This window comes from Lysobacter sp. 05T417 (assembly GCF_056396405.1).
Genome location: NZ_JBFTLK010000002.1, coordinates 504,539 through 528,612, shown reverse-complemented (window position 1 = coordinate 528,612; position 24,074 = coordinate 504,539). Strand labels below are relative to the sequence as shown.

Annotated in this window: 23 protein-coding genes and 1 pseudogene; 7 read left to right on the top strand and 17 right to left on the bottom strand. The window is 66.7% G+C overall.

The window, feature by feature from the left end:
* Nucleotides 1-11: 11 nt before the first annotated feature.
* On the bottom strand, nt 12-422 hold the full coding sequence (locus AC1DER_RS05755; protein ID WP_441815089.1) for a hypothetical protein: 411 nt from the start codon (nt 420-422) through the stop codon (nt 12-14).
* A gap of 40 nt (nt 423-462) precedes the next feature.
* Here AC1DER_RS05755 and AC1DER_RS05750 point away from each other — a divergent pair.
* Together AC1DER_RS05750 and AC1DER_RS05745 are read left to right on the top strand one after the other, a co-directional pair.
* Nucleotides 463-801, top strand: a pseudogene (locus tag AC1DER_RS05750) (MGMT family protein); the annotation flags it as partial.
* A 177-nt stretch (nt 802-978) separates the two neighbouring features.
* Nucleotides 979-1,632: a rhomboid family intramembrane serine protease gene (locus tag AC1DER_RS05745; RefSeq protein ID WP_441815088.1), complete on the top strand. Its 654-nt coding sequence runs from the start codon at nt 979-981 to the stop codon at nt 1,630-1,632.
* Nucleotides 1,633-1,635: 3 nt separating this feature from the next.
* Here the strand turns inward: AC1DER_RS05745 and AC1DER_RS05740 are convergent, their stop codons facing one another.
* The gene (locus tag AC1DER_RS05740) at nt 1,636-3,648 is read right to left on the bottom strand and encodes a M13 family metallopeptidase (RefSeq protein ID WP_477247529.1); all 2,013 of its coding nucleotides are present in this window, start codon (nt 3,646-3,648) and stop codon (nt 1,636-1,638) included.
* Between the two features lie 225 nt (nt 3,649-3,873).
* Between AC1DER_RS05740 and AC1DER_RS05735 the strand changes: the two genes are divergently transcribed.
* The gene (locus AC1DER_RS05735) at nt 3,874-5,385 is read left to right on the top strand and encodes an alpha/beta hydrolase (RefSeq protein ID WP_477247527.1); all 1,512 of its coding nucleotides are present in this window, start codon (nt 3,874-3,876) and stop codon (nt 5,383-5,385) included.
* 99 nt (nt 5,386-5,484) lie between these two features.
* On the opposite strand, the gene AC1DER_RS05730 is transcribed toward AC1DER_RS05735, so the two are convergent.
* Nucleotides 5,485-7,614, bottom strand: coding sequence for a M13 family metallopeptidase (locus AC1DER_RS05730; RefSeq protein ID WP_477247525.1), 2,130 nt, complete (start codon nt 7,612-7,614; stop codon nt 5,485-5,487).
* A 161-nt stretch (nt 7,615-7,775) separates the two neighbouring features.
* Complete coding sequence (gene cycA, locus AC1DER_RS05725) at nt 7,776-9,170, bottom strand: D-serine/D-alanine/glycine transporter (RefSeq protein ID WP_477247523.1); 1,395 nt, start codon at nt 9,168-9,170, stop codon at nt 7,776-7,778.
* A 134-nt stretch (nt 9,171-9,304) separates the two neighbouring features.
* On the opposite strand from cycA, the gene AC1DER_RS05720 reads away from it, so the two are divergent.
* The 3 genes from AC1DER_RS05720 to AC1DER_RS05710 are packed head-to-tail and all read left to right on the top strand — an operon-like array spanning nt 9,305 to nt 11,711.
* Nucleotides 9,305-10,210, top strand: coding sequence for a DNA/RNA non-specific endonuclease (locus AC1DER_RS05720; RefSeq protein WP_477247521.1), 906 nt, complete (start codon nt 9,305-9,307; stop codon nt 10,208-10,210).
* Nucleotides 10,211-10,231: 21 nt separating this feature from the next.
* Nucleotides 10,232-10,852 (top strand): chymotrypsin family serine protease, encoded by a 621-nt coding sequence (locus AC1DER_RS05715; protein ID WP_477247519.1) that lies wholly within the window; start codon nt 10,232-10,234, stop codon nt 10,850-10,852.
* Between the two features lie 49 nt (nt 10,853-10,901).
* On the top strand, nt 10,902-11,711 hold the full coding sequence (locus tag AC1DER_RS05710) for a TOBE domain-containing protein (RefSeq protein ID WP_477247517.1): 810 nt from the start codon (nt 10,902-10,904) through the stop codon (nt 11,709-11,711).
* On the opposite strand, the gene AC1DER_RS05705 is transcribed toward AC1DER_RS05710, so the two are convergent.
* The 3 genes from AC1DER_RS05705 to modA are packed head-to-tail and all read right to left on the bottom strand — an operon-like array spanning nt 11,708 to nt 13,831.
* Entirely contained in the window at nt 11,708-12,346 is a 639-nt protein-coding gene (locus AC1DER_RS05705; protein WP_441815080.1) for an ATP-binding cassette domain-containing protein, read from the bottom strand. The genes AC1DER_RS05710 and AC1DER_RS05705 overlap by 4 nt on opposite strands.
* On the bottom strand, nt 12,333-13,052 hold the full coding sequence (modB, locus tag AC1DER_RS05700; protein WP_477247514.1) for a molybdate ABC transporter permease subunit: 720 nt from the start codon (nt 13,050-13,052) through the stop codon (nt 12,333-12,335). The genes AC1DER_RS05705 and modB overlap by 14 nt, the downstream gene beginning before the upstream one ends.
* A gap of 5 nt (nt 13,053-13,057) precedes the next feature.
* Entirely contained in the window at nt 13,058-13,831 is a 774-nt protein-coding gene (gene modA / locus AC1DER_RS05695) for a molybdate ABC transporter substrate-binding protein (RefSeq protein WP_477247512.1), read from the bottom strand.
* A gap of 91 nt (nt 13,832-13,922) precedes the next feature.
* On the opposite strand from modA, the gene AC1DER_RS05690 reads away from it, so the two are divergent.
* Complete coding sequence (locus AC1DER_RS05690; protein ID WP_477247510.1) at nt 13,923-15,227, top strand: OprO/OprP family phosphate-selective porin; 1,305 nt, start codon at nt 13,923-13,925, stop codon at nt 15,225-15,227.
* Nucleotides 15,228-15,283: 56 nt separating this feature from the next.
* Here the strand turns inward: AC1DER_RS05690 and AC1DER_RS05685 are convergent, their stop codons facing one another.
* The 10 genes from AC1DER_RS05685 to AC1DER_RS05640 all read right to left on the bottom strand — a co-directional run bounded on the left by AC1DER_RS05685 (nt 15,284) and on the right by AC1DER_RS05640 (nt 23,948).
* Nucleotides 15,284-16,852, bottom strand: coding sequence for an arylsulfatase (locus AC1DER_RS05685; protein WP_477247508.1), 1,569 nt, complete (start codon nt 16,850-16,852; stop codon nt 15,284-15,286).
* 90 nt (nt 16,853-16,942) lie between these two features.
* Entirely contained in the window at nt 16,943-17,581 is a 639-nt protein-coding gene (locus AC1DER_RS05680; protein ID WP_477247506.1) for a MarC family protein, read from the bottom strand.
* A 9-nt stretch (nt 17,582-17,590) separates the two neighbouring features.
* Nucleotides 17,591-18,079: a DUF202 domain-containing protein gene (locus AC1DER_RS05675; RefSeq protein ID WP_477247504.1), complete on the bottom strand. Its 489-nt coding sequence runs from the start codon at nt 18,077-18,079 to the stop codon at nt 17,591-17,593.
* Between the two features lie 142 nt (nt 18,080-18,221).
* A complete protein-coding gene (locus AC1DER_RS05670; protein WP_441815073.1) occupies nt 18,222-18,602 on the bottom strand; it encodes a tautomerase family protein in 381 nt (126 codons plus the stop codon).
* Between the two features lie 187 nt (nt 18,603-18,789).
* Nucleotides 18,790-20,808 (bottom strand): M2 family metallopeptidase, encoded by a 2,019-nt coding sequence (locus tag AC1DER_RS05665; protein ID WP_477247502.1) that lies wholly within the window; start codon nt 20,806-20,808, stop codon nt 18,790-18,792.
* A gap of 100 nt (nt 20,809-20,908) precedes the next feature.
* Nucleotides 20,909-21,379 (bottom strand): hypothetical protein, encoded by a 471-nt coding sequence (locus AC1DER_RS05660; RefSeq protein ID WP_477247500.1) that lies wholly within the window; start codon nt 21,377-21,379, stop codon nt 20,909-20,911.
* Between the two features lie 57 nt (nt 21,380-21,436).
* Nucleotides 21,437-21,703, bottom strand: coding sequence for a cell division topological specificity factor MinE (minE, locus tag AC1DER_RS05655; RefSeq protein ID WP_441815070.1), 267 nt, complete (start codon nt 21,701-21,703; stop codon nt 21,437-21,439).
* Nucleotides 21,704-21,705: 2 nt separating this feature from the next.
* Nucleotides 21,706-22,515 (bottom strand): septum site-determining protein MinD, encoded by an 810-nt coding sequence (gene minD / locus AC1DER_RS05650; protein WP_441815069.1) that lies wholly within the window; start codon nt 22,513-22,515, stop codon nt 21,706-21,708.
* A 24-nt stretch (nt 22,516-22,539) separates the two neighbouring features.
* Nucleotides 22,540-23,310, bottom strand: a complete 771-nt coding sequence (minC, locus tag AC1DER_RS05645) for a septum site-determining protein MinC (RefSeq protein ID WP_477247498.1) — start codon at nt 23,308-23,310, stop codon at nt 22,540-22,542.
* Between the two features lie 8 nt (nt 23,311-23,318).
* Nucleotides 23,319-23,948, bottom strand: coding sequence for a GNAT family N-acetyltransferase (locus AC1DER_RS05640; protein ID WP_441815067.1), 630 nt, complete (start codon nt 23,946-23,948; stop codon nt 23,319-23,321).
* Nucleotides 23,949-24,074 lie beyond the last annotated feature (126 nt).

Genomic DNA, 24,074 nt, shown 5'->3' with positions numbered 1-24,074 from the left:
GAGGGGCAACATCAGAACAAGTCCCCGCCCGCCGACAGCGTCCGCTCCATGCGATCGCCCAGTCCGCCGATCTCCAGCACCAGGCGGTCGACCTCGGCCGCGTCCAGGCCTTCATACGGGCGGTTCTCGCACAGCTGCAGGTGCGGCACGCCGTCGAGCTCGCCGATGGCGAGGTAGCCGACCCGGCTCTGCCAGTTGAAGATCAGCGCACGCTTGGCGTCCAGGCCGGTGATCGGTGAGACCGCAGTGCTGACCCGCAAATAGGGGCGTCCGTCCTCGTCGTCGAGTTCGGACAGGAAGATCGCCTGGTGGCGCGTGCCCTGCTCAAGCGACAGCTCGATGCAGATCACGTCGACGTCGTGTTCGGTGGTGTGGAAATCGGCCGCCTTGATATGGCGACGGATCGATTCGAAGTTGCGCACGGGGCGGCTCCTTCCGGGGGATGGCCGCTATGCTACCGCGATGAGCAAGCCCACCGCCGCAAAGGACGACGCCGCTGTGCGGATACTGTCCGCGATACGCGCAATTCCGGCGGGCGAGGTTGCCGGTTACGGTGAAGTGGCGCGTCGCGCCGGCCTTCCCGGGCGCGCGCGGCTGGTGGCGCGGATCCTGGGCCAGAACGACGACCCGGCGTTGCCCTGGCACCGCGTGCTGCGCTCGGACGGCCGCATCGCCTTTCCGGAAGGATCGAAGGGATTTCGCGAGCAGGCTCAGAGGCTGCGCGCAGAAGGCGTGCGCGTTGAAGGCGGGCGCGTGCGCGGCCAGCGCGCCGCGGCGACGCTCGACGAACAGATGTGGGGCCAGCCGATGACGGCGCCGGCAGCGCCAAAGGCGCCCCGCGCCCGCCCGACCTCCACGGCGGCCAGGGCACCGGCGCGCGGCAAACGCTCCAGCTGAGGCTGGACGCCCCGGCAACACCGTCTTCCGGCCCGATCGTGCCGGCCAGCGGCTACCATGTAGCGCACTCGAGGAGCCGCAATGTTTTCGAACCTTCCCCCCGTCACCAAGGCCCTGCTGATCGCCAACGGCCTGGTGTTCCTGTTGCAGTGGTGGCTGGGCGACCTGGCCTTGGCGCAGTTCATGCTGTGGCCGCCCGGTGGCGGTGAGGGCGACGGCCTGGGTTTCATGCCGTGGCAGCTGCTCACCTACGGTTTCATGCATGGCAACTTCCCGCACCTGTTGTTCAACATGCTGGCGCTGGCGATGTTCGGCGCGCCGCTGGAACACGTGTGGGGCGATCGCCGCTACCTGACCTACTACCTGGTCTGCGTGGTCGGTGCGGCGCTGTGCCAGATCGGCGTGGGCATGTGGACGATGTCGCAGGGCGGTCAGGCGTACCCGACGGTGGGCGCATCGGGCGGCATTTTCGGCCTGCTGCTCGCCTACGGCCTGCTGTTCCCGAACCAGCGCGTGATGCTGCTGATCCCGCCGATCCCGATGAAGGCGCGCACGCTGGTGCTGGTGTACGGCGCGATCGAACTGCTGCTCGGCGTGACCAATGCGATGCCGGGCGTGGCGCACTTCGCCCACCTGGGTGGCATGCTGTTCGGCTGGCTGCTGATCCGCTACTGGCGAGGGCAACCGCCGTTCGGCAAGAAGAAGGGCCCGCCGCGCATGCGGGTGGTGCGCTAGCGCCTACGGGAACAACCGGATCTGCTGGTCTGCCGCCAGTTGCATGCCGGTGCCCGCCTTGCAGCCGAACGCCTCACCGAATGCGGGCTGGTTGAGCAGCGGCCCGTTCGCGCGCCAGCGTCCCGGCGCATGCACGCTGGTGGCCGCGCGCTGCTGCGCGGTGTCGGTGGTCATGTGCTGCGGCCACAACGACGCCCAGCCCTTGTAGAAATCCTGGCTTGCCGGCTTGGCTGCGGCCGGTTCGGATGCACGCCACGCGGCCATGGCCAGTTCAACGCCGGCGAGGTCGGCGATGTCCTCGGCCGCGGTCTGGGTGCCGTTGACGCGCGTGCCACCCAGGCCCGGGTAATCGAAGCCGCCGTACTGCGTCGCCACGCGCTTGCCGATCGCGTCCCATGCGGACGTTTCCGTAGGCGTCCACCAGTCGCGCAGTTCCTGCTTGGCGTCGACGAAGCGACCGCGGTTGTCGAAGCCGTGGCTGAGCTCGTGGCCGACCAGCGCGCCATACGAGCCATACAGCCATGCCGCCGACTTGCCTGTATCGAACACTGGCGGTTGCAGCATCGCCGCGGTCACGATCAGGCGGTTCTGGGTGATGTCGTAGGCCAGCGACGGCTCCTGCGGCAGCACGTCCCAGCGGCGGTCGGCGTTGCCGCGGCCGATGCGCTTCATCTCCTCGCGATGGCGCCAGGTCGAGGCGATCAGCATGTTGCTGCCGAAACTGCCGCGGCCCATCGGCTGCACCGTGTAGTCGAGATCGCGGTTGGGCGTGCCGACTTCGATCTTGAGATTGCCGAGCTTGGCCTTGGCTTCGGCCTTGGCCGACTCGCTGAAACGCGTGTCGCGATCGAGCGCCTGGCCGAGCGCGTCGCGCACTTGCGCAGCAATCTCCTCGGCACGCTTGTCGGTGGCGGCGGGCAGGTAGCGCGCCGCGTACTCGTGGCCGACCATCGGGCCGGCGGCCAGGGTGATCGCATCGAGCACCGCCTGCGGGCGCGACGGCGGACTGGCCAGGCCCTGCAGCACCTGGCCGCGGAATTCGTAGCTCGCATCGCGGAATGGCTTGGCCAGGTACGGCGCCATCGCATCGCCGATGCGCCAGCGCAGGTACGCCTTCCATTGCGCCGGCTTGAGGCTGCCCACCAGCGTGTCGAGCTGCACGAACAGCGCCGGGTTGGCCATCGACACGGTGTCGTCGCTGACGGCCTGGACCTTGAGGAACTGGTCGAGCTGCAGGCGCTTGTACTTCTTGCCCAGCGTATTGGTTGCAACCGGCCCGAAGTTGCCGCGCGGGTCGCGCAAGTCGAGCAGCGGCCTGGACGCGCTCGCGATGCGCGTCTCCAGGTCGATCACCGCCTGCGCATCGCTGGCCAGCTGCGCCTGTGGCGTGCCGGTGAGGGCCAGGATCTTCTGCACGTAGCTGCTGTATCGGCCCATCAGGGCGCGCGTGTCGGCGTCGGTGCGGGTGTAGTAGGCCGGGTCGGGCAGGCCGAGGCCGCCCTGGGCGAAGTAGCCGATGTGGCGACTGAAATCGTTGAGGTCGACATCGGCGCCGAAGTTGAAAAGCACCGGGATGCCGACCTGGTGCAGCGCGGCGATCGCCGGGGGGATGTCCTTGGCGCTCTTGATCGCATCGATGCGACCGAGCAGCGGTGCAATCGGCTGCGCGCCATCGCGCTCGACCGCAGCTTCATCCAGGCCGCTGGCCCAGAAGTCGCCAAGCAGGCGCTGCACGTTGTTCTGCGGCGACTTCGATGCAGCGTCGAGCAGGTCCAGCTGCTGCTGGCGCGAACGCGCGCCGAGCTGCTCCAGTGCCGACACCGAACCGACGCCGGGCGGCAGCGTATTGCTCTTGAGCCAGTCGGCATTGGCGTTGGCGTAGAAGTCGCTGCAGGCATTGGCCGCGGCTTCGGCCTTGGGTTTGGCGGCGCGCTTCTTCTGGGCATCGGCGGGCGGCGAGGCGAGTCCGGCGATCAGGCTCAGGGCCAGGGCACAGGCAAGCGGGCGCAGGTTCATGGCGGAATCCATACCGGGGGAGGCGGGGTGGCCCGGAGTCTAGCAGCGGCCATGTGATGCCCATCTGGGCATCGCGGGCGGCGCAGAACCGGGCTCGGCGCGGGAGGGCGGGCAACGGCGGCGCGACCGGCGCGTGTGACCGGATCGTACGACCGGATCGTGCGACCGGAGCGCGTGACCGGATCGTGCGACCATGCGCGCATCGTGCGAAGCAAGGGAAGGCGCATGGCTACGGCACCGGATGATGACGACCAGGCTCCGCGACGCGGGTTCCCCTTCGTGTCGGGCCTGTTTGCATTCACGGGCAGGATGTTGCGCAAGAGCATCGTCGCGGTGGCATTGCTGCTGCTGGTGGTGTTCGGCGTGCGTGCGTGCCTGTCCACCCAGGGGCCGTCGCTGCAACCGTGGCACACGATCGTGCCCGATGAACCCAGCGCGCAGGCAATCGCCACCGGCACCTGGCAGGACTATGTCGCCGCCGAGCAGCGCATGTTCGGGCAACTGCGCCGCAAGCTCGACAGCGAGATGAAGCCCGGCGATCGCACGCCGCTTGATCGCTACTACGCGCGCAGCCTGACCTCACCGGAAGCATTCGGCCACGACTGGAACCGTTCGTACGTGCTCGAACCTGCCGGTACGGCGAGAGGTGTCGTGGTGCTGGTGCACGGCCTGACCGATTCGCCCTACAGCATGCTCAGCATGGCCGAGCTGTATCGCCGCCACGGCTTCATCGCGATCGCGCCGCGCATGCCCGGACACGGCACGGTGCCGGCGGGACTGACCCGGGAAGGTCGCAAGGAATGGCACGCCACGGTCGAGATGACGATGGCCGAGGCCCGGCGCAGGGCCGGCGGGCGGCTGCCGATCCACCTGGTCGGCTACTCCAACGGAGCCGCCCTGGCGCTGCACTACGTGATGACCCGGATCGAACGCGGCGAGCCGGGTGGCGTCGCCCGCATCGTGCTGATGTCGCCGATGATCGAAGTCAACCGCTTTGCCCGTTTCGCCGGCATCGCAGGATGGCCGGCGCTGTTCCCGCGCTACGCCAAGGCGGCCTGGCTGGACCTGCTGCCGGAGTTCAACGCGTTCAAGTACAACTCGTTCCCGGTGCGCGCCGCGCGCGAGTCGTATCTGGTCACCGACGAACTCAAGGTCGCCATGGACGAAGTGGCGGCGCAGAAGCACATGGACCAGGTGCCGCCGATCCTCGCGTTCCAGTCGGTGGTCGACGATACCGTCGGCGCGCAGGCGGTGATGACGCGCCTGTTCGACCGCCTGGCAAGCAATGGCAGCGAGCTGGTGCTGTTCGACGTCAATCGCAATCGCGTGGTCGCGCCGGTGCTGCGCACGACAGCGACCGAATGGGTGCGCGATGCCCTGCAGAATCCGTCACGGCGTTACGCGCTGACGGTGGTCGGCGCGGAATCGGATGAGGATTCCACGGTGGTGGCGCGCACGCGCCCGGTCGGTTCGGCGGTGGTGCAGGAGCAGCAGACCGGGCTGCGGTATCCGGGCGATGTGTATTCGTTGTCGCACATCGGCCTGCCGTTCGCGCAGGACGATGCGCTGTACGGCAACGTGCCGTCGGGGCGCAGGATCGTGCAGCTGGGGGCGTTGGCCGTGCGCGGGGAGCGCAACGTTCTGGTGGTTTCGCAGGACAGCCTGAGCCGCCTCAGTTTCAATCCGTTTCATGGGTACATGCTGGGGCGGGTCGTCGAGACGATTCCCTCCAGGTAGCCCTGGCTGCAAAAACGAAGGCGCCAGCCAAAAAAAGAAGGCCCGGGAGATCCCGGGCCTTCTGCCTTGCCGACGAGGGCCAGGTAAAGCGTTACAGAATCACCAGATCACAACCTGCTTGTCGCCTTCGCGGACCATCGGCTGGCCCGGCTTGCACGAGAACGCAGCGGCGAATGCCGGCAGGTTCGACGGCGCACCGATCGCGCGGAACGTGGCCGGCGCGTGCTCATCGTTGGTCAGGCGGTACTTCAGCTCGTCCGGCGTGAAGCTGCGGCGCCACACGGTGCCCCAGTTGAGGAAGAAGCGCTGATCGCGCGTCAGACCGTCGGTCTTCGGATCCGGCGCACCGTCGGTGGCCTTCTTCATCGCATCGTAGGCCGTGGCCAGGCCACCCAGGTCGGCGATGTTCTCGCCCAGGGTCAGCTTGCCGTCGACCTTGCCGCCGGCGTCGGTGCGGTAGTCGCTGAACTGCTGCGCCAGCTTGTCGGTGCGACCGGCAAAGCTCTTCGCATCAGCATCCGTCCACCACACTTCCATGTTGCCAGACGGCCCGAAACGGCTGCCCTGGTCGTCGTAACCGTGCGTCATCTCGTGACCGATGACCGCGCCGATGCCGCCGTAGTTGGCAGCGTCGTCAGCCTTCGGATCGAAGAACGGCGGCTGCAGGATGGCGGCCGGGAACACGATCTCGTTCTGCGACGGGTTGTAGTACGCGTTCACCATCTGCGGCGGCATGCCCCATTCGGTGCGATCGACCGGCTTGCCGATCTTGCCGGTGTTCCACTTGTAGTTGAACTCGTTGGCGGCCAGCACGTTGCCGATGTAGCTGTCGCGGCTGGTGGTCAGGCCGGTCCAGTCACGCCACTTGTCCGGGTAACCGATCTTGGGGGTGAAGGCGGCCCACTTCTCCATCGCCTTCTTCTTGGTGTCGTCGCTCATCCAGGCCAGGTGCTCGATGCGGCCCTTCAGCGACTCCGACAGGTTCTTCACCAGCGTCTGCATGCGCGCCTTCGACTCTTCCGGGAAGGCGACCTTGACGTACATCTGGCCCAGCGCTTCGCCGGCCTCGTTCTCGATCGTCGCCAGCACGCGCTTGCCGCGCTCCTTCATCTCCTTCTGACCACGCATGGTCTGGTTGTAGAAGTTGAAGTTTTCCTGGACGAACGCGTCCGACAGGTACGGCGAGGCGCTGTCGACCGTGTGGAAGCGCAGGTAGCTCTGCCACTGCGCGGCCGGCACGTCGGCCAGCATCTTGCTGACTTCCTTGTGGAAGTCCGGCATCGCCAGCGAGAACATCGCCGGTGCGGCCACGCCCTGCGATTCGAAGAACCTGGTCCACGGGAAGTTCGGCGCCAGCTTGTCGGCGTCGGCCAGACTGGTCGGGTTGTAGTACAGCGAGACGTCGCGCTGCAGGGTCTTCTTGTCGAGCGACGCCTTGGCCAGGCGGGTCTCGAAGGCAACCACGTCCTTGGCCTGCTTGGCGGCATCGGCGGCGGCTACGCCGCTGAGCTCGAGCACCTTGGCGACGTGCTTCTCGTAGGCGGCCAGCTTGTCCTTCTTGTCGGCGTCGAAGTAGTAGCTCTTGTCCGGCAGGCCCAGGCCACCCTGAGTGGCGTAGGCGATGTTGTTCTTGGAATCCTTGAAGTCGGCCTCGGCGCCGAAGTCGAACAGCAGGTTCTCGCCCTTGGCTGCGCTGGTGCGCAGGTAGTCGGCGATCTTCTCCTGGCTGTCGAGCGCGGCGATCGCGTCGAGGTGGCCCTTCAGCGGGGCAATGCCCTGTGCGTTGATCTTGGCTTCGTCCATGCCGGTGGCCCAGAAGTCACCGACGATCTTCTGCACGCCGGTGGCATTGGCGTCCTTGGCGGCCTGGTCGGCGAGCTGGCGCTGCACGGCGATCGAACGCTCGGCGAGCATCTCGAACGCGCCCCACGAAGTGCGGTCGCCCGGGATCGGGTTGCTGGCGAGCCACTTGCCGTTGACGTAGCCGCCGAAGTCCGTGCACGCGTCCTTGGTGGTGTCGAGGTCGGCGATGGCGAAGCGGTTCACGCCGGGCAGCTTGCTGTCGTCGAGCGTGTAGGCGGCCGATTCGGCCGGCTTGGCCGCGTCGGCGGCGGGCGCTGCGGCTTCTTCCTTCTTGGCGCAGGCGGCCAGGGCGGTAACGACAGCCAGGGAAAGTACGAGGACTTGCGGTTTGTTGAGGCTCACTGATGGCTCCGGCCGGTCAGGCATGGGAAATGAAACGACAGCCCCTGGGCGGGGCATCGGCGGATATTGGACTGGTTCGGCCCCGCGGGGGGGTGTCGAAGGTCACGATGGGCGGTCTGAGGGCAGGGTCGGCACCGTCGGCGGGCCCTGCAGGGGGCCGGTCAGGCCCCCTGATCAGCTGTCGGTCAGGCCGAGCCGGCCGGGAGCGCCACGCTACGGCGCTGGCGCCACAGGTAGCCGATGCCCAGCAGGACGAACCAGACCGGGCTGGCCAGCAGCGCCTGGCGGGTGTCGGCCTGCAGGGTCAGCAGCACCAGCACGAAGGCGAAGAACACCAGGCAGGCGTAACACATGGCAACGCCGCCCGGCATCTTGAACTGCGATGCCTCATGCAGGTGCGGGCGCTTGCGGCGGTAGGCGATGTAGGCGAACAGGATCAGCGACCAGACGAACATGAAGAGCACCGCGGCCACGGTCGTGATCAGGGTGAACGCCGTCACCAGGTTCGGGATCAGGTAGACCAGCATGGCGCCGCCGAGCAGGCACAGGCACGAGAACAGCAGGCCGCGCGAAGGCACCGACGCGCGCGACAGCAGCGCGAACGACTTGGGCGCGTGGTCTTCCTGGGCCAGGCCGTAGAGCATGCGGCTGGTCGAGAAGATGCCGCTGTTCGCCGACGAGGTGGCCGAGGTCAGCACCACGAAGTTGATCAGGCTGGCGGCCGCCGGGATGCCGGCAAGCACGAACAGCTCCACGAACGGGCTCTTGCCGGGCACCACTTCGCGCCACGGCGTCACCGCCATGATCGCCACCAGCGCCAGCACGTAGAACAGCATGATCCGCACCGGGATCGAGTTGATCGCCTTGGGCAGGTTGCGTTCCGGGTTGGCGGTCTCGGCGGCGGTGGTGCCGACCACTTCGATGCCGACGAAGGCGAACACCGCGATCTGGAAACCGGCGAAGAAGCCGGCGATACCGGTCGGGAACATCCCGCCGTCGCTCCACAGGTTCGTCAGCGAGGCCACGTGCCCGGACGGCGACTGGAAGCCCCAGGCGACCATGCCCAGGCCGGTGACGATCAGCGCGCAGATGGCCACGATCTTGATCAGCGCGAACCAGAATTCCATCTCGCCGAACAGCTTCACCGTGACCAGGTTCAGGCACAGCAGCAGCACCACGCACAGTACCGCCGGTATCCACGGTGCCAGTCCGGGGAACCAGAACTGCGCATAGGCGGCGATGGCGATGACATCGGCGATCGCGGTGATGATCCAGCAGAACCAGTAGGTCCAGCCGCAGAAGAATCCGGCCCAGGGCCCGAGCAGGTCGGTGGAGAAGTCGATGAACGACTTGTATTCCAGGTTCGACAGCAGCAGTTCGCCCATCGCCCGCATCACGAAGAACAGCATGATGCCGATGATCAGGTAGACCAGCAGGATGGAAGGACCGGCCAGGTGGATGGTCTTGCCCGAACCCATGAACAGGCCGGTGCCGATGGCGCCGCCTATGGCGATGAGCTGGAGATGCCGGTTGGAGAGGCTGCGCTTGAGGTGATCCGGATGCACGGGTGAATCGGACATGTGGCGCGGCCGTGATGGTTGGGTGTGCCCACAACATAGGGGAAGCGGCCAGCCGCCGCCATAGGCCTGGCCGTCGGGCCGCGAACGCTGCGTTGTCTGCTCTGGCGGAGTGCGCCCGGAGCGAGTGACGGACCATGAACCAGCGCCTGGCCATTGTGGCGACGTGCGTGCTGCTGATGTGCACGCTGGCCTCCTGCGCGACGCATGCGCCGGTCAAGCGGATGGAGCGTGCCCGGCACAGCGCCTTCCAGGCGCTGCAGGGGACCGAACTGACCGCCGCGCAGATCGACAAGGTCGACGAGCTGTGCCCGTTCGGCATGCCGCAGCATGTGCCCGGCTGGGATCACGGCTTCACCGAGTTCGTGGTCCGCGATGGCTACGCACTCGAACACAGCGGCCAGTACCGGATTCCACTGTGGGTCTGTGAGCGGCTGGTGCCCGAACATCTCACCAGCGCTTTCCCGCGCAAGGACCATTTCCGCGCCGATCCGGAGTTGTCCGGTCCGCGCGCCGAACTGGGCGATTACAAGGGTTCGGGCTATGCCCGCGGCCATCACGCCCCGGCCGAGGACCAGGCCTGGAGCAAGCGGCTGCTCGATGAATCGTTCTACCTGTCGAACATGTCGCCGCAACTGGGCGGCTTCAATTCCGGCGTGTGGAGCCAGCTGGAAAAGCGCGTGCGCCTCATGGCCGCCGACAGCGAAGTCACCTGGGTGATCACCGGCGCGCTGCTCTACGACCCCGACGAGGAACAGGTTGCCACCGCCGACGGCTGGGTCGAGTACTTCACGATCGGTGCGGGCGTGGCCGTGCCGACGCATCTGTTCAAGATCGTGGTGAGCCAGAAGGGCAATGGCGATGTCGAGGCAGTCGCGTTTGTGATCGCCAATGCCAAGCCGCCGTCGCCGTATGCGTATGCGGATTTCATCAAGCCGGTGCGATGGATCGAGGAGCGCTCCGGGTTCGACTTCATGCCCGAGCTCGAACCGGCGCAATCGCAACGGCTGGAAGCGACTGCCGGCCAGTTCGTGCAACCGTGACCGCGCCGCAGGGATCGTGCAGTGAACGGCATCGCCAACTACCGCCTGCGCTATCGGCCGCTGCGCGCCGGGGTCGCCATCTCGTCGGCGGAACTGGGCACCTTTGGCACGCTGGGATGCCTGGCCACCGGCGACGGCCAGGACCGCTGGGGCGTCACCGCCGGGCATGTGATCACCCGCGCCGGTGCGCTGCGCATGGATGTGTTCCAACCCGATCTGCGTGCGGTCGGGGCGCTGGTGTCGGAGGCGCAGACGGCATTGAAGGTTGCCGCCGGCATCGACATCGTCGCGTTCCGCATCGCCCGCAACATCGTTACGTCGCCGACGATCCTCGAGCTGGGCGCCTGGCAGGGCGTCACCGAGCCGGCTACCGGAATGGTGGTGGTGAAATCCGGATTCGCCACGGGCGTGACGCGTGCGCGCATCGGCCAGGTCGATGCGACCGGTTTCGAGGTGCTGCCCGACGCCGCAATGCCGACGGGTTACGCGGCGTTCGCCGGCGGCGACTCCGGCGCGGCCTGGATGACCACGGATGCGAAGCTCGTGGGGATCCACGTATCGCAGAGTCCGCAGACCGGCGTGGGCCGGGCGGTGGGGCTGAAGGTGGCGCTGCTGAGGTTGGGGCTGCGCCTGGTTGTCTAGGCGGGTGGGCTGGGCTGGAGGCCAGCCCGGTTCGCGGCATACTGGCGCCATGACCTTGCCGTCGTTCCGCATCAACAGCGCGCTCACCGTGGAAGCCAGCCGCGGGCCGTTCGCCGGCCGGCGCTGGATGGCCCTGCTGGCGGCGATCGGCCAGGTCGAGTCGATCTCGGCCGCGGCCAGGGAGGTGGGGCTGAGCTACAAGGCGGCCTGGGACGCGGTCGATGCAATGAACAACCTGTCGGGGCAGCCGCTGGTCGAGCGTGTCGTCGGCGGCAAGGGCGGCGGTGGTACTCGCCTGACTGATCATGGTCGGCGGCTCGTCGAGGCCTGGCGCGCGGTCGAGGAAGAGAACGGCCGTTTCATCGAACGCCTCAATGCGCGGATGTCTGGCGCAGGCGCGGAACTGGACACCCTCGGGAGACTGACCATGCTCACCAGCGCACGCAACCATTTCGCCGGCAAGGTCGTCCGCATCGCCAGCGGCGCGGTCAACGACGAGGTCGAACTCGAACTCTCGGGCGGGGCGCGCATCGTCGCGATCATCACTCACGAAAGCCTGCAGCACATGGCCCTGGCCGTGGGCGACAGCGCAGTTGCGCTGATCAAGGCGTCGAGCGTGATCGTCGCCACCGGCGTCGATGGCGACGTCAAGTTGTCGGCGCGCAACCGACTCAAGGGCACGGTGTCGCGCGTGCAGCCCGGCGCGGTCAACAGCGAAGTGGTGATCGACCTGGGAGGCGGCAACTCCGTCGCCGCGATCATCACCAACACCTCGGCGCAGGCGTTGCAGCTCGCCGAAGGCGTGGAGGCCGCGGCGATCTTCAAGGCATCGAGCGTGATCCTGGCGGTGGGCGCCTAGCCGCCGAGGCGGCCGCGCTCCATCGTGATGACCGCATCGGCGAGGTAGTCGATCTCGCTGCGGGCGTGGCTGACGTACAGCATCGGCACGCGCATCTCTTCCTTGACGCGGCGCAGGAACGGCAGGATCTGCTGCTTCAGGCGATCGTCCAGCGACGACAGCGGCTCGTCGAGCAGCAGCAGGCGCGGCGAGTAGAGCAGGGCGCGGCCGAGCGCCACACGCTGGCGCTCGCCACCGGACAGCAGCGCCGGGCGACGGTCGAGCAGCGGCACGATCTCCAGCAACTGCGCCACCGATTGCAGGTCATGGCGGCGCATGTCAGGCGCGATCCGGTCGTGGCCGTAGAGCAGGTTGCGGCGCACGGTGAGGTGCGGAAACAGCTGGCCATCCTGGAACACCAGACCGAAGTGACGGTCCCAGGGCGGCACGAAGCGCCCGGCGGCGGTGTCGACCAGTACGTCGCCGTCGGCATGGATGGCGCCGCGCGAGGGCCGCAGCAGTCCGGCAATGAGCGCCAGCAGCGTGCTCTTGCCCGAACCGGACGGGCCGAACACACCGGTGACGCCGGCGCCGACCTCGGCGCGCGCCGACAACGTGAAATCGCCGCGGGCGAAGTCGAGGTCAAAGTTCAGCATGTTGGGCCCGGTGGTCCTGGAAGCCGAGCTTGCGCTCGGCGCGATGGGTGACCCATCGGCTCAGCAGCAGCGCCACCACTGCAAGCGCGATCGACAGCAGCGACAACCGCAACGCCGCGGCGTCGCCATCGGGCACGTGCGTGAGGCTGTAGATTGCCAGCGGCAGGGTGCGCGTCTCGCCGGGGATATTGCCGACGAAGGCCATCGTCGCGCCGAACTCGCCAAGGCTGCGCGAGAAGCACAGGAAGCTGCCGGCGATCACCCCCGGCACCGACAGCGGCAGTGTCACGCTGAAGAACACGCTCCACGGCCGCGCACCCAGCGTGATCGCGGCATTCTCCAGGCGCGGATCAATCAACCGGAATGCGAGCCGGATCGGTTGCACCATCAGCGGGAACGCCATCACCGCCGACGCGATCACCGCGCCTTTCCAGGTGAAGGCCACCACTATCCCGAACGTCTCGTGCAGCCAACCGCCAAGCGGGCCGTGGGTGCCAAGCAGCAGCAACAGCAGGTAGCCCGGCACGACCGGCGGCAGCACCATCGGCAACTGCACCAGCATGTCGATCCAGAACTTGCCGGGGAAGCGCTTGCGTTCCAGCAGCCAGCCCAGCGCTATGCCGAACGGCAGGCAGGCGGCGGTCGACCACAGCGCCACCTTGGCCGACAGGCGCAGTGCATCCCACTCTTCAGGCGACAACCACATGCGGATCAGGGTTTGAGGCGGGTGAACCCGTAGCGGTCAAAGATATCCGCAGCCGCGGCCGAGGTCTGCACGAATCGCACGAACGCCTGTGCCTCGGGGCGGGCGCCCTTGACCACCGCGAACGGATAGACGATCGGCTTGTGGGTGTCGTTGGGGAAGGCCTTGAGCACGTCGACCTTGCTGCTGATCTTCGCGTCGGTCGCATAGACGATACCGAGCGGGCACTCGCCGCGTTCGACGAAAGCCAGCGCGGTGCGGACATCGTCGGTGCCGACGATGCGGCCCTTGAGCGAGGTCCACCAGCCCAGCGCCTCCAGGCTCTGCTTGGCGTAGATGCCGACCGGCACCACCCCCGGCTCGCCGGTGCAGAGCTTGCCCTTGAAGGCGCCGGCGAAGTCGAAGCCGCGCTTCATTTCGACCGGAACGGTCTGGCCCTTGGGCACGATCAGCACCAGGTCATTGCCGAGCAGGTTGACGCGCGAGCCGGCGCTGATCCGGCCGCGGTCGTCGAGGTAGTCCATCCAGGTCAGGTCGGCCGAGGCGAACACGTCCGCCGGCGCGCCGGCTTCGATCTGCTTGGCCAGCGCGGAGGAGGCGGCATAAGCCAGGCTCGGCTTGGGATGGCCGGCCTTCTCCCAGGCCGCGCCGATGTCGTTGAGGGCGTTGGTGAGGCTGGCGGCGGCGAAGACGCGGACCGGTTCCTCGGCCATGGCCGGGCCGGCCAGGGCGAGCATTGCGATCAGGGCGAGGCGACGAACGAAGGCGGGCAGGGCGGGCATGGTGTTGCTCCGGGCGGCAGTTGGACGCTATATAGCGCGATATATAGCGCATTCCGCCGCCCTTTGTGCGGCTTGTCGGGGAGTCCAAGCCATGCGTCCCATCCCGCTTGCCGCCGCGGCGGCGACATTCCTTTTGCTGTGCGCCGCCCAGCCCGCCCAGGCCAAGAGCGGCCTGCTCGAACTGCTGGCGCAGAAGGGCATCATCACCGCCGAGGAATACGCCGAGCTCAAGGCCGAGCAGAAGACCGAAGCGACCGCCAGCACCGACGATGGCTTCAAGCTGTCGACCAAGGACAGCACCTCGCCCTCGCCACCCACATTCCAGGTCGGGACGCTGCAGCAGCTCGACTTCGCCGACTACGACGACGACCAGGCGCACCTGTCCGACGGTTCGGAACTGCGCCGCTCGCGGCTGTCGATCGGCGGCACGTTCCTGACCGACTGGCAGTACCGGGTCGAATACGAATTCAGCGGCACCACCGGCGTCACCGACGCCTATATCAGCTACAACGCGCTCAAGCCGTTCACGGTGACGCTGGGCCAGTTCAAGCAGCCCTTCGGCATGGAGGCCTACGCCTCCGACAAGAACCTGACCTTCATGGAGCGCGGCCTGCCGTTCGCATTCGTGATCACCCGGGCGCCGGGCCTGGGGCTGGGCACGTCGGGCGCGAACTGGTCGCTCAACGGCGGTCTGTTCGGCGAACCGGTCGGCAACGCACAGGCCGGCAACGACGGCTATGGCGCGGCTGCCCGCGTCAGCTGGGCGCCGCTGATGTCCGGCGACGGCCTCATCCACCTGGGCCTGGGCGCCACCTGGCGCGCGCCGACCGAAGACAACAGCACCAACGCGACCGGGCCGAAGTTCGATACCGTGCGCTTCCGCAGCAAGCCAGAGTCGAACATCCTCGCCCAGCGCTTCGTCGACACCGGGGAGATCCGCAACGTCGACAGCTACACGACCGTCGGACTGGAACTGGCCGGCGCGATCGGCGCCGCCTCGTTGCAGGGCGAGTACCAGGCGACCCGGGTGTCGCGCGGCACCGGGGCCGACCTCGACTTCAGCGGCTGGTACGCGCAGGCGGCATGGACGCTGACCGGCGAGGCGCGCCCGTACCTGGGCAACCGCGGCTACTTCGACGGCATCAGGCCCGCGCACAACTTCGGCAGCGACGGCTGGGGCGCCTTCGAAGTGGCGCTGCGGTTGAGCAGCATCGACCTGAGCGATGGCAACATCAACGGCGGCAGCGAACGCAACGCCACCGCCGCGCTGAACTGGTACCTCAATCAGTACCTGCGCGCGAGCTTCAACGTCGTCAAGGTGCTCGAGGTCGATGGCGGGCCGATGGACGGCGACGAGCCGACGGTGTTCCAGGCGCGGTTGCAGTTCGCGTACTGAGCCAAGCTGCGTCCCGCCGGATCGGCGGGACGCAGGATGCCCAAGCCTGGTGATGCTCAGTTGCTGCTCGCGTGCGGCTGCTCCATCTTGCGCTGCGCCTCGTCCAGCGCCTTCTTCATGCTCAGCGTGTCGGCGCCCTGCGACGGCGGGAACTCCAGCAGGCTCTTCAGGTGGGCGGCGATGAACGGACCGGCGGCGGTCGGAGCCCACAGCTTCGAAGCGAAGAACTTGCGGCCGATGTAGCCCCACTCGTGCGACTGCGGGTCCATCTTCTCCATCGGATCCATCAGCAGGTTGAACACGTACGGCACGCTCGGGTAGTACTTGGCGTCCCACCAGCTGCCTTCGCGCTTCACGCCGATGTGCATCTTCCAGCCGTCGACGCGCACGGCCATCAGGTCGGTTTCGTCGTAGTAGAAGATCTCGCGCCGCGCCGACTTGGCCGACTTGCCGGTCCAGTGGTCGAGGTTGTTGTAGCCGTCCAGGTGAACTTTGTACTTGGTGCCATTCATCGTGTAGCCGGCGATCAGCTTGTCCTTGAGGTCGGGCAGGCCTGCCGCAGCTGCCAGCGTCGCAAACAGATCCTCATGGTTCTGTATGCCGTTGGAGATGGTGTGCGGCTTGACCTTGGCGGGCCAACGCATCAGGCAGGGAACGCGGACGCCGCCTTCCCAGGTCGTGCCCTTCTCGCCACGGAACGGCGCATAGCCGCCGTCCGGCCAGAGCATCAGTTCGTTGCCGTTGTCGGTGGAGTAGACCACGATGGTGTTGTCGTCGACGCCGAGTTCCTTCAGCTTGGCCAGCAACTGGCCGACCTGCTCGTCGTGCTCGAGCATCTTGGCGCGCACCACGTCTTCCTCGGCACGGCCTTCATCGACGGCCATCTGGATGTACTTCTTCGTGCAGTGCGAATGGATGTGGATGGCGGTGGTGTTGAACCAGCAGAAGAAGGGCTTGTCGCCCTTGCCGACGCGGTCGAGCCAGTCGAGGGTCTTGGCGGTAACTTCACTGTCGAAGGTTTCCATGCGCTTGCGGGTCAGCGGGCCGGTGTCCTCGATCTTCTGCTTGCCGACGCGGCCGAACTTGTCGTCGGTGGTGGCGTCGTCCTTGTCGGCCGCCCATGCGTGCAGGACGCCCCGCGGGCCGAACTTCTTCTTGTATTCCGGGTTCTTCTGGCCGGGATAATCGAGTTCTTCCGGCTCTTCTTCGGCGTTGAGGTGGTAGAGGTTGCCAAACCATTCGTCGAAGCCATGCATGGTCGGCAGGAATTCGTTGCGGTCGCCCAGGTGGTTCTTGCCGAACTGTGCGGTCGCATAGCCGACCGACTTGAGTACTTCGGCCAGGGTCGGGTCTTCGGCCTGGATGCCGCGGGTGGAACCGGGGATGCCGATGGTGGTCATGCCGGTGCGGACCGGCAGCTGGCCCATGATGAAGGCCGCGCGCCCGGCGGTGCAGCTGGGCTGGCCGTAGTGATCGGTGAAGACGATGCCGTCGCGGCCGATGCTGTCGATGTTGGGCGTGTTGCCCATCATTCCATGCGAATAGACGCCGACGTTCCACATGCCGATGTCGTCGCCAAAAATGACAAGAATGTTCGGCTTGTCGCCCTTCTTTGCAGTTGCCATGGTTGAAACTCCTTGGACTTCGAGCGGCCACGCCGCGATTCGGATGGGATGCCACGTCCCCGAATTCCCCACTTCCCCGTGGTCGAACGACTACTTCAACCCCACTCCCATCCCCTTCAACGCCACCACCACCAGTTGCAGCGCCAGCGCAACCTGCTGGACCGCCAGCACCGCACCGAAGATCTGCAGGACCAGCGGGCCGATGCCGCGCATGACCTGGCGCACGAACATCATCGCCACCAGGTTGATCGCCATGATCGCCATGACGCCGCCGAGCAGTGTGGTCGAGCGCGAGGTGTCGCCACTGAGGGCCATCAGCGCGATCAGCGCCGCGATGCCATAGGGAGTCACCACGATCGGGAATACCAGGTGCATCAGCCGGGGCTCGGTGCCGGCGGCAGGCGCAGGATCGCCGTATTGCTCCATGACCTGTTTCAGCGCGACCAGCAGGAAGACGATTCCGCCGGTGAGTTCCATCACCGGGATGCTGATGCGCCATTGCTGCATCATCGCGCTGCCGACAATGCCTGCCACCAGCAGGGTGATCGCACTGATCACGGCGACCTTGATCGCCATCCTGCGCACGGCCCTGGGTTCCATCGTCGCGGTCGAGCGATAGAACGGCGCCAGGATCTTCACCGGTCCGAGCATGATGAAGAACAGCAGCATCGCGTTGGCCGTGGTCAGGATGTAGCCACTGCTGGCCTGGGTCGCTTCCTGGATGATCATCGCATCGCCTCAGCGCACGAACAGCCACACGGCGGTGAGGCCGCCGAGCAGGAGGAGGCCAATGCTGGCCGCGATCGTACCCCTCTGGTGCGAGATGTACTGGCCGCGCTCGATGTCCTTGCCCACGGCCGCGTAGCGGTAGATCGACCACATCAGCAGCAACAGCCCGAGCACCACCATGCCCAGGCCGGCGTTGCCGGCATCGCGCAGGAAATGGCGGCTGTGATGCGCCGACAGCTCTTTTTCCTGGACCAGGTACATGCTGAAACGGTTGAGAGTGATGCCGAAGCCGACCAGCGACACGGTCGTGCGCAGGTAGCTCAGGTGGGTGCGTTCGTTGGCCAGGTGCGAGCGCAGGTTCGATACCTGCGTGCGATACACCGACAGGCGCGTGCGGTAGATCGACAATCTCGTCGATGAGCTGGCGACGTCGGGCTTGCCATCGATCTCGGCGGCGACATCGGCCGGCAACTGCGGCGGTGCAGGGACCTGGGTCATGGCGATGCGGACCTCGCGTTGGAAGGCGCCGCAGCTATAGGCCGCGGCGGGCGGCCATTGTGATCCCGGTGGATGCGGGTCGGCGTGAAGGTTCCATTACCTTGCCTTCGTGCCGCGAAATCCCTTGCCGGTCGTATTCTGTCTAGGCGTACTGGGCGATCCCGTCACCGAAGGACCAGTTCTCCTTGACGACTTCGACGAGGTTGATGAAGACGTCCTGCGTGCGCATGCCGAGCCGCTCGTGAAGGCCATCCGCCACCGCGCGATAGAAAGCCTGCTTGGTTTCGACGCTTCGACCCTGGCTGATCGTGACCTGGATGAGGATGCAGTCGTCGCTGCGCTCGATGCCCATGTAGGTCCGGTCGATCGACAGCTCGCCGCGCGGATGACGGGTGAACACCTGGAAGCGGTCATCCTTGGGGGCTTTGAGGACGTCCTCGATGGCGGCATGGATCACATCGCCGATGCCCTGCAACCAGGCGTCGTCCTTTCCTTCCATCAGGTCTACACGTACCAGTGGCATGTCCAGCTCCTGCAGCACGGGGGAGGGCGCAAACGTAGCAGAACCGGACTGTCGTTCGCGCGAAGGTGGGGGGGCGGGATCGGCCGAAAGCGACGACGCTGGGTTCCCGCCTTCGCGGGAATGACGGGCAGCTCAAAAAAGAAAAGGCCGGCGTCAGCCGGCCCTTTCTCGTTGCGCGAAGGGAGAATCAACCCTTCTTCGCAGCCTCCGGCTTGGCTTCCGGCTTTGCCGCCGGTGCGGCCGCGGTCGTGCCGCCGGACTCCCAGCCGCAGGTCTTGCCTTCGTTCTGCTGCTTGAGCCAGGTCTGCAGCGGGGCGAAGTATTCCAGCACCGCCGAGGCATCCATCTTCTCGCCGCCGGTCAGCTCCTTCATGGTCTTCTGCCACGGCTGGCTGGCGCCCTTGCTCAGCATCGCCTGGTAGCGCGCGCCGGCTTCCTTGTTGCCGTAGAAGCTGCACTCGTACAGCGGGCCCTTGTAACCGGCCGAGTCGCACAGCGCCTTGTAGAACTGGAACTGCAGGATGTGCGAGAGGAAGTAGCGCGTGTACGGGGTGTTGCCCGGCACGTGGTACTTGGCGCCGGCGTCGAAGAAGTCCTCGCCGCGGGCGGTGACCGGGGCCACGCCCTGGTACTTGGCCTTCAGCTCCCACCAGGCCTTGTTGTAATCGCCCGGCTTGATCGAACCGTCGAACACGCCCCAGCGCCAGCGGTCGATCATCAGGCCGAACGGCAGGAACGAGACCTTCGCCAGCGCCATGCGCATCTGCGAGTTGATCAGCGCCTCGTTGCTCTGCTGCTGGTCGCCGAGCAGGCCGATCGACTGCAGGTACTTGGGCGTCATCGACAGCACGATGGTGTCGCCGATGGCTTCGTGGAAGCCGTCGTGCGCGCCCTGCTGGAACAACGGCGGCTGCTTGTTGTAGGCCAAGTCGTAATAGATGTGGCCGAGCTCGTGGTAGATGGTGGTGAAATCTTCCTCGTTCGGCTTGATGCACATCTTGGTGCGCACGTCGCCGGCCATGTTCATGTCCCATGCGCTGGCATGGCAGACCACGTCGCGGTCACGCGGCTTGATGAACTGGGTCTTGTCCCAGTAGCTCGCCGGAAGCTTCTGCATCCCCAGCGAGGTGTAGAAGTCCTGCGCGCGCTCGGTCATCAGCTTGGCCGAAGCGAGCTTGGCATCCTGCTCGAACTGCGCCAGGTCGGTGGGCGAACGCTGGCCGGCGTGCTTGACCAGCTGTGCGTCGTAGGCGGCGCGGTACTGCGATTCCAGGGCGCTGGTGATGTTGAGGTCGCCGGCGTTCTGGTACGGCGCCAGGATGTCCCAGAGGTTGCCCCAGTCCTGCTGCCACATGTTGCCCATCAGGTGCGCCGGCAGCATGTTGCCGGCGACATGGCCCTTGTCCTCGCCGTACTTGGCTTCCAGGCGGGTGCGGGCGTAGCAGTGCAACTGCTCGTACAGCGGCTTGACCTGGCCCCAGAGGCGGTCGGTTTCCGCCGACATCTCGGCCGGGCTCATGTCGTAACCCGAACGCCACAGCTCGCCGGTATCGGCGAAGCCCATGTCGCGCGCGCCTTCATTGATCAGCTCGACGAAGCGCGTGTAGTCCTTGCGCATCGGCTGGGCGATCGTATGCCAGCCCTGCCACGCATCGAGCTGGGTGTCGTAGTCGCGGCTGCTGCGCAGCACGTCCTCGAGTTCGCCCAGCTGGCGGCACTGCTTGGCGTCGCCGTCGCCGGTGCAATACGTGCCGGCGCCGTAGACCTGCTCCAGGTGCGCGGCGATCTTGGTGAGTTCTTCCAGGTGCGCCGGATTCTTCGGCGGCGGCATCGCTGCGCCGATCTTCAGCAGCTGGATCGCGCGGGCGGTGTCCGGCGACATCTTCTGGCCTTCGAACTTGTTGGCCTGTTCGATCCAGCTCTTGAGCTGGGCCAGGTAGCGCTCGTTGGCCTTGGCGGCGACCAGGCCGCTGTCGTCGTTGATGTAGGTCGACGACAGCCACTGCGCGGCGGTCATCTCCGGGAACATCTTCCGGTATTCGTCGTTGACGCGGGCGATGAACTGGTCGGCGGTCTCGCCTGCCGGCGCGGTCGTGGCGGTGCCGCCTTCGGTCGTCGGGGTCGGGGTCGGTTCCTTCTTGCAACCGGCCAGTCCGATCACGGCGGCGGTAATGCCGATCGCGAGCAGGGCGCGTACTGGTTTCATCTTCGTTCTCTCCGGGTAAGGCCCGCGCTGCTGCGACGAGGCCCCCGAAGGCTAGTGGGCCGTCCGCGGTCGCGCAAGGTGCACAGGTCCCGGACCGCTTTCAGGCCAGGGTGCGGGTCCCGGAGTCAGCCAGGCCGCGCTCGTGCAGCCATTGCCAGGCATTGTTGGCGTCGTGTTCGAAGTAGGCGCGGGCCGAGCCCAGGCGGAAGGTGTAGCCCCAGCCGTCCATGTCGGCCAGCACGCGTTCGCGGCCCACACCGGGCAGGGCGTCGCCGAGCAGCGCCTGCAGCACGCAGACGGCGTCTTCCTCCTCGATCGAGTCGGTGGCGTCGGTGTGGACCTGGGCACGGCGTTCGGGCGGCAGCACGATCAGGTGCGCGGCTTCGTGCAGCAGCGAATGCACGGGCGTGTCGCCGCGTGCGTAGACGTTGTGGCCGATCAGGCCGGCTTCGCATTCGCCCCAGTAGCTGCCCGGGATGGGCTGGCCATCGGCCACGCGCTCGAGCTGCAGGCCGTAGCGGGCGAGCAGGGCGGCGACGGCGGTGGGGTCGATGTCGGAGAGGGTGAGCATGGGTACGGCTCCCTCCCGTTCGCTGCGCGCAAACGGGAGGGGCATGGCAGGCGACGATCAGGCCGAGGCCGGGTTTTCCGGCAGTGCCACCGAGATGTCCAGGACCTTGTTGTCGCCGTCGCCGATCAGGTCGACCTTGACCGCCTCGGCATCGACGTTGATGTACTTGCGGATCACTTCCAGCAATTCTCGCTGGAGCATCGGCAGGTAATCGGGGCTGGTGCCGCCGCGGCCGGCGCGCTCGTGCGCGACGATGATCCGCAGGCGGTCCTTGGCGATCGACGCGGTCTGCTTCTTGGCCAGCAGGAAATCGAAAAGGCCCATCCTCAACCTCCGAAGATCTTGCTGAAGAAGCCCTTCTTCTCCGCAGTGGTGAAACGCATCGGGCGGGTGTCGCCCAGCAGGCGCGCGACGGCGTCGTCGTAGGCCTGTGCGGCGTCGGACTCCGTCTCCAGGATCACCGGCTCGCCCTTGTTGGAGGCGTTGAGCACGTCCGGCGATTCCGGGATCACGCCGATCGTCTTCAGGCCGAGGATCTCCTCGACGTCGCCGACGCTGAGCATCTCGCCGGTCTCCACGCGCTTGGGGCTGTAGCGCGTGAGCAGCAGGAACTCCTTGACGCGCTCGCCGTTCTCGGCGCGGCGGGTCTTGGACGAGAGCAGGCCCAGGATGCGGTCGGAGTCGCGCACCGAGGACACTTCCGGGTTGACCACGACCAGGGCCTGGTCGGCGAAGTACATCGCCAGGTAGGCGCCCTTCTCGATGCCGGCCGGGGAGTCGCAGACGATGTAGTCGAAGCCGTCGGCGATCATGTCGTCGAGGACCTTCTGCACGCCTTCCTTGGTCAGTGCGTCCTTGTCGCGCGTCTGCGAGGCAGCCAGCACGAACATGTTGTCGAAACGCTTGTCCTTGATCAGTGCCTGCCGCAGCGTCGCTTCGCCGTTGACGACGTTGACGAAGTCGTAAACCACGCGACGTTCGCAACCCATGATCAGGTCGAGGTTACGCAGGCCGACGTCGAAGTCGATGACGCCCACCTTGTGGCCTCGACGGGCGAGGCCGCAGGCAAGGCTGGCGCTGGTCGTGGTTTTGCCAACGCCGCCCTTGCCCGAGGTGACTACGATGATTTCGGCCAAGTTAAATCCTCCGTTGATGCGGCATCAGTCGAGTGCCGCGATTCTTAGTTGTTGGTCTTCAAGCCACACCTGCACGGCCTTGCCGCGCAGGTCCTTGGGAATCTCTTCCAATACCTTGTAGTGCCCCGCGATGGCAACCAGCTCGGCATGGAATTCGCGACAGAATATCCGCGCCTGCTCGTTGCCCTGCGCGCCTGCGAGCGCGCGACCACGCAATGGTCCGTAAATATGCACCGAGCCGTCGGCGATGACCTCGGCGCCGGCGCCGACCGTTGTGAGAACGGTCAGGTCGCGGTTTTCGGCGTAGATCTGCTGGCCCGAGCGCACTGGCTTGGCCTGGATCATGCCCGGCGATGCCGCTGCGGCGCCGGCATTTGGCTTGGCCGCAGTCGGCGCCAGCTCGGGCTCGCGCCGCGGCGGCGGCGCCGCGTGCGCGGCAGGGGCCGCTGCGGCAGCGTTTTCGTCGCGCTCGTAGGAGGCACGGAACTTCGCCAACAGCGGCAGCCCCAGTGCCTGCGACAGTTGTTCGATCTCGCTGGTGCCGTAGGCGATGGCGACCGGCAGCACGCCGGCTTCGCGCAGGCCCTTGATCAGGGCGGTGGCGGTGGCCTGGTCGGGAGTGCGGGTCAGGCCGCCGAAGTCGAGCACCACTGCGGCGCGCGCGAACAGCTTCGGCGCGCGCTGGACGCGATCGCGCATTTCAGCGGTAAGGCGTTCGACGTCGAGGGTGCGGATGCGGAGATTGGCGATACCGACCTGGCCGATCTTGAGTTCGCCGGCCGGTTCAAAGTCCATCGCCGCGCTCACAGGCCGGTTCCCGTGGGCCGATGCATCAGGGCATCGGCGGCCTTGGGACCGCCGTGGTTGCGCGGTCCCCGCGGCTGGATGATCCATGCCACCTGCGGCAGGGCGTCGCCGTAGGTTTCGCGCACCCAGGAATGGCTGCACAGCGGTTTCATGAGCATGGCCGCGCGCACATCGGCCTCGGTCATCATGTGTTGTCCCACCTCGTGGAATCCAAAGCTGCCATGGAACAGCAGGGCGGGGTCGTTGCTGCCTTCCAGGAACACTTCGCACGCCATCTGCGGGTAGCGCATCTCGGCGTAGCTCTGCGCATCGGCATAGAAAGCCCGGCCGACGCCGCCGCCGCGACGGCGGCTGGCAACGACGATACGGTCGATATAGAAGAAGTCCGGGTAGCGCTCGCGGAACCAGCGGAAGTTGCTGCTGTCGTGGTCGGTGTGGCTGCCCATGCCGATCAGGAACCCGGCAAGGGCGCCGTCACGCTCGGCGACGCGGAAGTATTCGGCGGTTTCGAAGAAATGACGCAGTCGGGCCGCATCCAGCGGCAGGATCGCGGGGCCGGCGGCATTGTTCAGTGCAAGGACGGAATCCAGCTCGTGCTCACGCACGTCGCGGACGACGATCGACATTCCGGGCTCCAATATTCGCAAACCGGACGCATGGCACGTCCGGCCGGGCGATTATCGCATGGCCGTCACGCGCGGGCGACCGGCGGCACGAAAATGCGGGGCGAACGGGAGGGAAGGGGGTAGACG

Coding starts and splice junctions, on each gene's coding strand:
- AC1DER_RS05745 (WP_441815088.1), top strand. CDS start 979: ATGTTTTCGAACCTTCCCCCCGTCACCAAGGCCCTGCTGATCGCCAAC.
- AC1DER_RS05740 (WP_477247529.1), bottom strand. CDS start 3,648: ATGAACCTGCGCCCGCTTGCCTGTGCCCTGGCCCTGAGCCTGATCGCC.
- AC1DER_RS05735 (WP_477247527.1), top strand. CDS start 3,874: ATGGCTACGGCACCGGATGATGACGACCAGGCTCCGCGACGCGGGTTC.
- AC1DER_RS05730 (WP_477247525.1), bottom strand. CDS start 7,614: ATGCCTGACCGGCCGGAGCCATCAGTGAGCCTCAACAAACCGCAAGTC.
- cycA (WP_477247523.1), bottom strand. CDS start 9,170: ATGTCCGATTCACCCGTGCATCCGGATCACCTCAAGCGCAGCCTCTCC.
- AC1DER_RS05720 (WP_477247521.1), top strand. CDS start 9,305: ATGAACCAGCGCCTGGCCATTGTGGCGACGTGCGTGCTGCTGATGTGC.
- AC1DER_RS05710 (WP_477247517.1), top strand. CDS start 10,902: ATGACCTTGCCGTCGTTCCGCATCAACAGCGCGCTCACCGTGGAAGCC.
- AC1DER_RS05705 (WP_441815080.1), bottom strand. CDS start 12,346: ATGCTGAACTTTGACCTCGACTTCGCCCGCGGCGATTTCACGTTGTCG.
- modB (WP_477247514.1), bottom strand. CDS start 13,052: ATGTGGTTGTCGCCTGAAGAGTGGGATGCACTGCGCCTGTCGGCCAAG.
- modA (WP_477247512.1), bottom strand. CDS start 13,831: ATGCCCGCCCTGCCCGCCTTCGTTCGTCGCCTCGCCCTGATCGCAATG.
- AC1DER_RS05690 (WP_477247510.1), top strand. CDS start 13,923: ATGCGTCCCATCCCGCTTGCCGCCGCGGCGGCGACATTCCTTTTGCTG.
- AC1DER_RS05685 (WP_477247508.1), bottom strand. CDS start 16,852: ATGGCAACTGCAAAGAAGGGCGACAAGCCGAACATTCTTGTCATTTTT.
- AC1DER_RS05680 (WP_477247506.1), bottom strand. CDS start 17,581: ATGATCATCCAGGAAGCGACCCAGGCCAGCAGTGGCTACATCCTGACC.
- AC1DER_RS05675 (WP_477247504.1), bottom strand. CDS start 18,079: ATGACCCAGGTCCCTGCACCGCCGCAGTTGCCGGCCGATGTCGCCGCC.
- AC1DER_RS05670 (WP_441815073.1), bottom strand. CDS start 18,602: ATGCCACTGGTACGTGTAGACCTGATGGAAGGAAAGGACGACGCCTGG.
- AC1DER_RS05665 (WP_477247502.1), bottom strand. CDS start 20,808: ATGAAACCAGTACGCGCCCTGCTCGCGATCGGCATTACCGCCGCCGTG.
- AC1DER_RS05660 (WP_477247500.1), bottom strand. CDS start 21,379: ATGCTCACCCTCTCCGACATCGACCCCACCGCCGTCGCCGCCCTGCTC.
- minE (WP_441815070.1), bottom strand. CDS start 21,703: ATGGGCCTTTTCGATTTCCTGCTGGCCAAGAAGCAGACCGCGTCGATC.
- minC (WP_477247498.1), bottom strand. CDS start 23,310: ATGGACTTTGAACCGGCCGGCGAACTCAAGATCGGCCAGGTCGGTATC.
- AC1DER_RS05640 (WP_441815067.1), bottom strand. CDS start 23,948: ATGTCGATCGTCGTCCGCGACGTGCGTGAGCACGAGCTGGATTCCGTC.